At 34.0% G+C, this 10,552-nt stretch carries 9 protein-coding genes; 1 reads left to right on the top strand and 8 read right to left on the bottom strand.

Annotation, left to right across the window (positions count from 1 at the left end; genetic code table 11):
* The coding region (locus D5R40_RS37750; RefSeq protein WP_205127652.1) for a hypothetical protein at positions 1–215 on the top strand (215 nt) is incomplete at its 5' end.
* Positions 216–872: 657 nt separating this feature from the next.
* On the opposite strand, the gene D5R40_RS14145 is transcribed toward D5R40_RS37750, so the two are convergent.
* The 8 genes from D5R40_RS14145 to D5R40_RS41050 all read right to left on the bottom strand — a co-directional run bounded on the left by D5R40_RS14145 (position 873) and on the right by D5R40_RS41050 (position 10,223).
* Positions 873–2,225 (bottom strand): hypothetical protein, encoded by a 1,353-nt coding sequence (locus D5R40_RS14145; protein ID WP_124146023.1) that lies wholly within the window; start codon positions 2,223–2,225, stop codon positions 873–875.
* Between the two features lie 931 nt (positions 2,226–3,156).
* Positions 3,157–4,395 carry an SGNH/GDSL hydrolase family protein gene (locus D5R40_RS14140; protein ID WP_124146024.1) on the bottom strand — a complete coding sequence of 413 codons (1,239 nt, stop codon included), beginning with the start codon at positions 4,393–4,395 and terminating at the stop codon, positions 3,157–3,159.
* Between the two features lie 1,328 nt (positions 4,396–5,723).
* Complete coding sequence (locus tag D5R40_RS14135) at positions 5,724–6,926, bottom strand: SGNH/GDSL hydrolase family protein (RefSeq protein WP_124146025.1); 1,203 nt, start codon at positions 6,924–6,926, stop codon at positions 5,724–5,726.
* A 283-nt stretch (positions 6,927–7,209) separates the two neighbouring features.
* Positions 7,210–8,412, bottom strand: a complete 1,203-nt coding sequence (locus D5R40_RS14130) for an SGNH/GDSL hydrolase family protein (protein WP_124146026.1) — start codon at positions 8,410–8,412, stop codon at positions 7,210–7,212.
* Between the two features lie 371 nt (positions 8,413–8,783).
* Positions 8,784–8,948 carry a DUF5989 family protein gene (locus D5R40_RS37035; protein WP_192901158.1) on the bottom strand — a complete coding sequence of 55 codons (165 nt, stop codon included), beginning with the start codon at positions 8,946–8,948 and terminating at the stop codon, positions 8,784–8,786.
* Positions 8,949–9,362 (bottom strand): SxtJ family membrane protein, encoded by a 414-nt coding sequence (locus tag D5R40_RS14125; protein WP_124146027.1) that lies wholly within the window; start codon positions 9,360–9,362, stop codon positions 8,949–8,951.
* 185 nt (positions 9,363–9,547) lie between these two features.
* Positions 9,548–10,021 carry a hypothetical protein gene (locus D5R40_RS14120; protein WP_124154785.1) on the bottom strand — a complete coding sequence of 158 codons (474 nt, stop codon included), beginning with the start codon at positions 10,019–10,021 and terminating at the stop codon, positions 9,548–9,550.
* A gap of 70 nt (positions 10,022–10,091) precedes the next feature.
* A complete protein-coding gene (locus tag D5R40_RS41050) occupies positions 10,092–10,223 on the bottom strand; it encodes a hypothetical protein (RefSeq protein WP_275670406.1) in 132 nt (43 codons plus the stop codon).
* Positions 10,224–10,552 lie beyond the last annotated feature (329 nt).

Below are 10,552 nucleotides of genomic sequence, written 5' to 3'. Positions count from 1 at the left end.
TCAGCAGAACAATAATTAGACTGTTTACAGGAGGACCGAGTCATACCATTTCTCTATTTCTCTATGAAGTTCCATTTAATATAAAGATGAGAATAGTCAGCTTAATCAGGTCTGAGCAACAATTATTAAGTTTATTGTTTACAGAGAAATGGTATCATATCATGTCCGTTTATATCGTTTGTGTAAACCCAAGGGTGAATATCTACAGGAAATGATGGTTTTTTTCTTGCGAGGGTAGCCTTCTTCCCTCTTCCCTCTTTCTTCTTCCTTCTTCCTTACCTTTGCTATACAAGACCGATGCTACCGGACATGATATCAGTAGACACCTCCTCCACGCATAGGGAGTAGGAAGCAGGGAGCAGGGAGAAAGAATTGATGAATAAGAGTGGAATAATTGATTTGATTTTTTATTATTGGGGATGTTTAGTAGGAATAGTCTATATATCATTTAGTTAGAGTCAAATCCTGTTTTTATTCAAATCGACATTTCTAGGTAAAGTCTTTTAAGCAGGGAAATTATTCATAGTATTCTTTTTGATATTTCATATTAACTAACTTTCAATTTTAAGCCAGATAATACAGCAGAAGGAAGAAGGCTGAAGTTGGAAAAATCTAACGTTGTCTGAGCTTTAATCTTTTGGTATCTCAGTTTCCTTTCCTTCAAAGTAAGCATTCACCTATTAACAGTTAGCTCTGATATTTTTAATAAATGAAGCAAGCATTCGCTTAAGCTATACTACATTTTCAACCAGAGAATTGAAGCACAAGAACGACGAGTTTTAGTTGTCAACTAAAGGTAATGAAGCTGATAGCTGACCGCTGTTTGCGCAGCATTTCGCAGGAAATGTTTACCCTTCAACTGTTATATTACTCTAATTTTTATCTTGATTCTCCATTACATTTTTGATGGAATTAGCAACAAACCTTTCTAAAATTGTGTCTCCAACAAAATTATAGTGGCAGCAAGCATCTCGATAAACTACTTCTTTTTCTTCATCAAAAATATTCACACCATTAAATATATTTACGTTGGCTTTTCGTAAGTTATTAATTTTAGAAAATAACATTGGGTAACCTTTTTTTACTCCTATTGAATAAGGATTTCCTTCAATAATTAGAACTTTTTCTGCCGGGCTAAAAACTCTTTCAGTCGGATAATATTGATTAGGTTGAATAAAATGAAAATACCATTTATTTCTCTCGGCTAAAATCTGATTCATTGTTAGTGATGATTCATACCAATTTTCTGCTATCTTCTCAAAAGCTACCTCATATTCTAATACTTCAGGCATCTTCTTCAAATGTACTAGACTGTCACTATCAAGGTTTTGAGAATTTCGAGCTATCTGTCGATCGTATTTAATAATCTCTTTTTGATAGCTTTCTAATAATCCTTTGACTTGCAAACTTCTCAAACTATGGCACGAAGCTAGTTGACAACTTTCTAACTTATTAATAGCAGTTGATAAATTCTGTTTCAGTTCGCTAATTTTAACAATTGCTTTCATTACAGACAAATCATCACTAGCTAACCTTGTTAAAGGTAAAATATGTTGTATGCTTGGTAGAGTTAATTCTATTTTTGCTTGATTATTTTGATGAGATAGAGCTACTTCATTAAAACCATCTATATTGATGACCATATCAAATTCTTGGCCGATAGAAAGAAAATAATTTAAAATCAATAATTGCTGTGGTTGTTTATAACCTCCCCCCGAAAAACATAGGATGATTATTTCTTTATCTACTAACTCAGGTATACTTTTTAAGTTATTGATAAATTCTTCATTACCTCTGGATTGATTAATGTTCAGACCAACGGCAAAATTATTCGCAACTGAACCGCCAAAAATACCAATAATAAATTGATTCTTATTACTTTTAACAAAAGGATAATTGTACTGAGAGACAAAACCATAATTATTAATTCTTATTCCCGACTCTTCATGGGTAAAACTTCCTGCTTTTAGCACATAGCCAAAAAACGGATGTATTCGCTCTAATATTGATTCATTATCTAAATTTGCACCCAGTCTAGTTCCAGTTTTTTCCAGGTCTTCTCTTACTTTGGAAATAGTACTTTCTCTCGTATAAAATAGTCGATTTTCCTGAAAATAATAAAAACCTAATGATACAATCTCTAATCCTATAAATCCTAAAACTAAGTTAATCGTAACTAGACTGAATCCTGTTTTGATTCCCTGCATCCATTTAAAATTTTTCATGGCATTGCTGAATTTTTATTTACCAAATAATTAAGGTTTATAGCAGAAGGAAGAAGAAAGAAGGAAGAAGGAAGAAGGCAGAAGGCAGAAGGCAGAAGGCAGAAGGAAAAATATTGCTTTGTCTGAGTTTTCAGCTTTTGATATGTCTTCACTTTTCCTTCCACTGCTATAAATCTTCTTACTTAAAGAAGAAATCCTATTCGCCAATCCCATCCATTTTCAAGAGAGAGCCAAAAATAATTTTTAATTATTAATTACAGCATATTCGGAGATCGATTTGGTACGGCCAACGGTAAAGATTTTTTGTTTGTTTCCTATTCTGTCTCCCCATCTTTCTTACTACCTATTCCCTAAAACCATAAACATAAGTACTTCGTGTCTGTAGAAAAATGCTATATTAATTTTTAAACTTACTGAAACTTTTTTCGATTACCAATAAAATTTTTTTTTCCAGCAAGTATTTTAATTTATGAAAAGCCAAAAAAAAGAATTATTTTGAGAAACAAAGTGCTTTGGTATAAAGCATCCTTAACAAATTCCTTGAAGAAGGCAGCTATTGCAGGATGGCGGAAATAACTGACCAGTTACAAAATCCTAAAACAATTACAAATCAAAAATGATTGACTGTCAGATGTGCGTCCTACATTCTGGAGGCGATGTGTGCTGTTTGCCCAGCATTGCGTAGGAAAGGCAGAAGGCAGAAGCTCTAATTACATCGGTATTCAAACCCAAACAATTTTAAGCATTCTGTAGACGGTGGGGTATTAAACCCACAAAAGAAAAGATAAATAAATTTATACCAATTCACTTTAAGGATGTCACAAATAGCTTCATTCCTTTAAGTGTCAAATAATTGCCTGAAACTACTGTATTGTCAAAATTTTTAGCCTATTAAATCTAACTTTTGACTTCTGACTTCCGTGAAACGATATTAGAGGGTTTCCCTTTTACCTTCTTTGCTTAATCGAGTAGTATATTGTTCACACAAATAATTTCCCATTATTTCCCCGACAAATTTATGACCTGCTATATTCCAATGACCTCCACAAGGAACCGCATTATCAAAACCATGCAAACATTTACCCGTTTTTTTCGCTTCATCCCAAATAGGTCCAGCTAAATTATACACTGGTATATTTTCCTCCTTACCAAAATTTTTTAACCGAATATCTGGATAAAATAAATTCGGTACATTCAAAGATTTTCTAAATCCATCACGCTTTTGAATATCTGGTAAAACTTGATAAGAATCACTGGCTGTTATTACCATAAAATCTGACCCTTTATCATATACTTCATCTCTCATTAGTTTAATTAAACCTTCAGTAACTTTCCAGGTTTCTTCCCAATCATAATTTGATTGTGGTTCCTTGTAAAAAGCTAGATTAATTTCACTATAATCTTTTTCAAACTGACGGCGTTTAGCATCAATATCCACCTTTCTAATTAGTTGTAAAATCCGATAATTTTGCACAGACCAAAATGGCAAAAAATCTACTATAGAAAAGTTATAACGATCTCTCTCCCAAAATTTTAAATCGCGGAATGACATATCTTCAACAAGTTGACCATTTTTATAGACAAAATAAGGTCTGAGATGATCGTGTTCTAAAGCGCGATAATTATTGCGGAGGTCATTACCAGCATAAAAAACTAATATTACTAAATCTGGTGCATAATCCCAAACATGATGTCTTAAAGTCATCAACTGTTGAGCTGTTCCATAACCCTGTACACCAAAATTCATTACCTCAACTTTCCGGTCTTTTAATACAGGACACTGTTGTAATCTTTGCTCTATAATTGCACCATAAGTATCCTCCAATTTGACATGAATTGCTTCTGTAAAAGAATCTCCTAATAAAGCTATTCTTAATCCATTTTCAGGTTGAGTTTTACTACGTTCATAATCACGAAACCCTCCACTATTCATTTTTAATTCTGAAGGTATACCTTCTCCTTGCCAAAATGCTGTGGCATTAGGATTTCCTGCCCAACCTCGATTTGGATCTTTTGCTGTATATAAAAGTTCTTGATTAGAGTCTTCTCTTGGTGGTGGTGGAGTTTCTATTTTTGCTATTCTTAGACCTATTTCTGCCACTGTTACAGCAAATATTAATGTGCTGACTGTTAATCCTAAATTGATGGCTAAATTCTGAAGTTTTTTCATTATATTTAGGTTAGTTGAGCAAGAGATTATTCTTAGTTTTAGTATTGACAATAAGTTAAGTTAAAAACCAAGTTATATATAGTACCTGAAAGTATAAACAATTGGGGTAATTTTCTAATTTATGGAGATACAGTAGAGAAACTTTTTTCACTCATATCAAATTTTAATAATTAGTTATTTTAGGTCATTGCGACTAGAACGGAGTGGAAGGAAGCAATCTTGAAAGTCCCTGAGATTACTTCCTATCGTCCCAATGACCACTTTTCAACGGGATTATATCTACATATATTACATATATATAGAAAGCATTTGCTATCTTTGCCCGCGTAAAAATTTTTGAGTTACGAGTCGGGAGTGGAATAGAGGCAATACAAGAAAAAGATTGAAAAATACTCCCTTACTCCCCTACTTTTAAGATTAGAATCAGATTTTTCCCATCATTAAATCTTTCCATCTATCTCTCCTAGGGTGGAAAATCACAAACATTTTCATTTTATGAAGCTCATAAAAAAATCGGCGGCTCAAAGGATTTTCGGTTCCACCCTCACAATTTTTGTGATATTATAAATGTTATTGGGGTTTGTTCGTACCTACGCATGACTTTTTATTCAACCAAAATTCCTGACTGAGGCACAATCAAATATTTAGGCATTTTGTGAAGCTCATAGAAATGCTTGTTTTTCTCATCATCAAATCTTTCCTTCCATCTCTCCTAGGGTGGAAAATCACAAGCATTTTCATTTTATGAAGCTCATAAAAAAATCGGCGGCTCAAAGGATTTTCGGTTCCACCCTCACAATTTTTGTGATATTATAAATGTTATTAGGGGTTGTTCGTACCTACGCATGACTTTTTATTCAACTAAAATTCCTGACTGAGACACAATCAAATATTCAGGCTTTTTTCCCAGGAGAAATACTAGAAATATTGTCATTTTGTGAAGCTCATAGAAATGCTTGTTTTTCCCATCATCAAATCTTTACCTTCTATCTCTCCTCAGTAGAAAACCACAAACAGTTTCATTTTATGAAGCTCATGAAAAAATCGGCGGCTCAAAGGATTTTCGGTTCCACCCTCACAATTTTTGTGATATTATAAATGTTATTGGGGTTTGTTCGTACCTACGCATGACTTTTTATTCAACTAAAAATAGTATATTTGTCTGAGCGATCGCGAATTTTGTACAAAAGTCGTCATTGCGACAATAGGAAGCAATCTCGCACCACCCCTAAAATTGCTTCCTTCCACTTCGTTTCAGTGGCAATAAAGTAACTAATCATCATGAATTTGATATAAAATTCTGACTTCTAACTCCTAACTCCTGACTCCTAACCGCCATATTTCTCGCACAAATAATTTCCCATTATTTCCCCTACCAATTTATGACCTTCTACATTCCAATGACCTCCACAGGGAAGTGCATTATCAAAACCATGTAAACACTTACCTGTTTTTTTAGCCTCATCCCAAATAGGTCCAGCTAAATTATAAACTGGTATATTTTCCTCTTTCCCAAAATTTTTTAGTCTAATATCTGGGTAAAATAAATTTGACACATTTAAAATTTTTTTCAAGTTATCGCGCTCTTGAACATCGGGAAGTACTTGAGAAGAATGACTAACTGTTATCAGCATAAAATCTGCCTTTTTTTCATATACTTCATCTCGCATTAACTTAATTAAACCCTCAGTTACATCCCAAGCTTCTTCCCAATCAGAATTGGGTTTTGGTTCTTTATAAAAATCTATATTAATTGCATTGTAATCCCGATTATACTGACGGCGTTTAGCATCAAGATCTACCTTTCTAATTAACTGTAGAATTCGAGAATTTTTTATCAACCAATATGGCAAGAAATCTACAATAGAAAAAGCATAACGATTTCTCTGCCAAAACTTCAAATTTCGGAATGACATATCTGCCACAAGTTGCCCATCTTGGTAAACAAAATAAGGGCGTAAATGGTCATGTTCTAGACCGCGATAATTGTTACTAAGATCGTTACCTGGATAAAAAGCCAATATGACTAAATCTGGTTGATAATCCCAAACACGATCCCTTAAAGTCATTAATTGTTGTGCTGTTCCATAACCATTTACCCCAAAATTTATTACTTCTACTTTTCGGTTTTTCAACACAGGGCATTGTTGTAGTTTTTCTGCCATTATTGCACCATAAGTATCTTCTAATTTGACATTAAGTGCTTCTGTAAAAGAATCTCCCAATAAAGCAATTCTCAATCCATTTTCTGGTTTATTTTTACTCCGTTCATAATCGCGAAATCCTGCACTATTCATTATTATTTCAGAAGGGATACCCTCTTCCTGCCAAAATCCTTTGCCATTAGGTTTTCCTGCCCAACCTCTGTACATATCTTTGAAAGTATGGAGAGGATTTTGATCTCCATCTATTTTTATCGTTGGATGCTCAATTCCTGCTATTCTTAATCCTATTTCACTTACTGTCAGAGTAAATATTAATGTACCCAATGTTAATCCTAAATTGATGGCTAAATTCTTGAGTTTTTTCATTAAATTGGAGGTTTATTTTTTAATAAAAAGTCTTTTGATAAGGGTAGGAGTCAGAATTAAAAATTCAGGAGAATTATACAGAAGAAAGGAGGAAGAATTTTTCTTTGATTTTTCTGCCCTTATTTGCCCAAAATACTAACTTTCTTCCCTACTCCCCTACTTCCACACTTCCCACACTCTCCTATATAGCAGTCGAAGCAAAAGTTAGGACATTTTAAATGCTCAAACCTAGACAGGAATTACTTTTAACTTTTGACTTTTGACTTTTAACTTGCGCGTAGCGCTATAACCTTTTACATAAATTTTCAGCAATAATTTCTCCTGCTAATTTATGCCCTGTAGCATTCCAATGTCCCGTACACATTGTCGTATTTTTAAACCCATGAACACAAACCGGATTTTCCCGAACATAATCATCAAAAGGTTCGACTAAATCAATCACAGAAAAATTATAAGTTTCTCCTAAATTTTGCAGTCTTTTTGTTGGATATGACCAGTCTTGAATATTCATAATTTTCATATACCCTTCTCGCCATTCTTGATTTGGATGAACTCGCATCGGAGTCATCACTTTAGCTACTTTAAATTCTGCACCTTTTTCTTGTACTTCTTTTGCCATGATTCCTATTAGTTCATCAGTAATTTTCCAAGCTTCTTGCCAAGCAGAATTTGGCGGTTCTCTAAAATTATTAGCTTGTAAATTTTCAAAATGTCTGGCAGCATTTCTCTTCTTTTGATCTGCCTCTACTTTTTTGATAATTTGTAAAATTCTGACATTATTTACTAGCCAAGTTGGTAATTTATCGACTGTAGTAATCATGTAGCGGTTTGCTTGACTAATAGTTAGTTCTCTAAAAGATAAATCTAATTCTAACTTCCCATTTTCATAAACAAAAAAAGGTCGATAATGATTATTTTCTAACTGTCGAGAATTATCAGTAACATCATTGCCAATAAAAAAAGCTAAAAGCACAATATCCGGCTGAAAATCCCATACTTTTTCTCGGAGAGTTAATAATTGTTGGGCAGTTCCATAACCATCCACTCCAAAATTAATTACCTCTACTTTTTGACTTTCTAAATTAGTACATTTTCCCAATTCCTTCTGCATTACTGCCACAAAAGTTTGCTGATAAGAAACCTGCACTGCTGAAGTAAAAGAATCCCCAAGTACAGCAATTCTTAGAGTATTTTCTGGTTTTGCTTTAGTAATTTCCGGTCCTCTAAGACCATGACTATTAAACTCTAAATAAGCCTTTCCTTCGCTCGTCCACCAACCAGAAACATTACCTCTATATTCCCAACCTCTAACCGGATGAGGAATAGTATGAAATGTAGGATAAAATTCTGCATGGGTACTTTCCGACATTTTTTTTAAACCCTCCAAACCAGCAATTCTTGCTCCTACTTCAGCGATCGCTATCCCAACAAATAAACTGGCGAAAATCATACCTAAATTTACCACCAAAGTTTTTAGTTTAATCATCCTCTCAGCTATAATTTTTTTGTATTTTGATCCTGTAGATTGGGTTGAGGAAAATTAGCAGAGTTTATCCTGGGGATAAACCCAACTTTTCAGTTATCAGTTATCAGTTAACAGTTATTAGTACCTGTAACTAAAACCTTCTGCTAGAAATGTAAAGTTAACTAGCTATTAGCTTTTACCATTTCCATACCGGAATGCTCCGCAAACAGCTAGCCTCTTGCAGAGGAACTCCGTTAACAGCTTTTAGAAGCTCTGGTTTAAATCCCCAGTTTCTATAAACCGAAAGGTGCGTGGAAGAGTAACAGTCCCCTTCTAAACGTTTACTGCTGACTGATGACTGCTGACCGCTGACCGCTTTTTTAAACGTCAAATTAAAACAAAGTATAAATAAACGGTGCAATTACAGAAGATTGACTCAGAACAATCAAAGCTCCTAACAAAACTAAAGTAATAATCAAAGGTAATAACCAATATTTTTTCCGCTCTCCCATAAAACCCCAAAGGTCTTTGAGAAAGTCTAATATTCCTTCAAACATTTAAAAAGGTCGCTCCATACTTTCTCTAGTTTTTAATTGACTCATCACCCGATAAGTTGAAGTTTCAGTATTCAATTGTCGTTCCATTGGGTCTTTTTTAAACATTCGCATAATCAAACCCATTGGCATAACTACAAGATAAAATACTAACCCCATCCATAGGGGAGTCATTATTTTACTCAGGAAAATTCCCACCCGCATCCAAAACTTATAAACAGGTCCCAAAGTTGGGGGTGAAACAATTGCCAATACCAATAGAGGAGTAGCAATTATCCAAGGCCATGCAGGAGGAGGCCAATGTCTGTGGAGTAACGGTAGTAATAGACCGAATAAACCGCCAAAAACACCACCCACTATTAGACCAAATTCCCTGAGACCCTTCTTATCAATTTTCGGTATCTCGCGATCGCTCATTAGTTATGCATAATCAATATTTCGTTAACTTTTAACTCCTAGCAGAAAAGTTATCAAAAGTCAATATAAGTTGGGTAGAACGGTAGTGATGCCCAAAAGCCTTAAACACTGGTCACCCAGTAAGCTTTTTCAGCGTTCGTAGACTCAAACAGACGCACTTTTTTTCACCCTAAGATGGAAATAAACTATGCGTATATTTGTTTACTAGATTGTCTTGCCGTAGCTGGATTGGATTTAGTATCTATAAATTGCACAGAATCAAAAGTATTAATCCATAGATGAGCGCCACAACTTGCTGGTTTGTAAGGTCGATAGACGATTTGGCAAGGACCTGAAATATATAACTCATAACCATAATAGTTATGACCGCTGTGCTTAACTGACACTACAGCTTCCAATTCTGTTGGAGGCTTCTTTTTATTACTTTGAATTTTGTTTTGATTGACATGAATCATTTTTGGTGTGGTAGATTCTCTCTTGCGCCACATACCTTTCGGACCGCGCCGAGCCGGAATTATTACAGGCATTCCACTCTCAGAAGCAGGTATTTCCCAGAATCTACCTTTTTTCTCAGCTCCTTTAACTCTTCCTTGAGCGAGTAAAACTAATAAACGTTGACGAGATATACCTAATAAAAAAGATGCTTCTCTAGTACCCATGATTTTTTTCCTTAACTGTTGGACAATAGTTAGTTTTTAATAAAAAAGTAATTTTGATAATTAATTTTACTTAAGAACAATAGTAAATGAGATTCCAAAATCTACCATTTTTGTCAGCTCCTTTAACTCTTCCTTGAGCTAATAAAACTAATAAACGTTGACGAGATATACCTAATAAAAAAGATGCTTCTCTAGTACCCATGATTTTTTTCCTTAACTGTTGGACAATAGTTAGTTTTTAATAAAAAAGTAATTTTGATAATTAATTTTACTTAAGAACAATAGTAAATGAGATTCCAAAATCTACCATTTTTGTCAGCTCCTTTAACTCTTCCTTGAGCTAATAAAACTAATAAACGTTGACGAGATATACCTAATAAAAAAGATGCTTCTCTAGTACCTATGATTTTTTTCCTTAACTATTGGACAATAGTTAGTGTTTGAGAAAAAAGATAACATTAATTATCAAAGTTACTATACTCTAAAAAGTGTTTGGGGAAGGGTGGAGCGATCGCTTACCTACTATAATTT

The sequence above is a fragment of the Okeania hirsuta genome (genome assembly GCF_003838195.1).
Taxonomy (GTDB): Bacteria; Cyanobacteriota; Cyanobacteriia; order Cyanobacteriales; family Microcoleaceae; genus Okeania; species Okeania hirsuta.
This window is presented reverse-complemented; position numbering and strand designations above follow the sequence as displayed.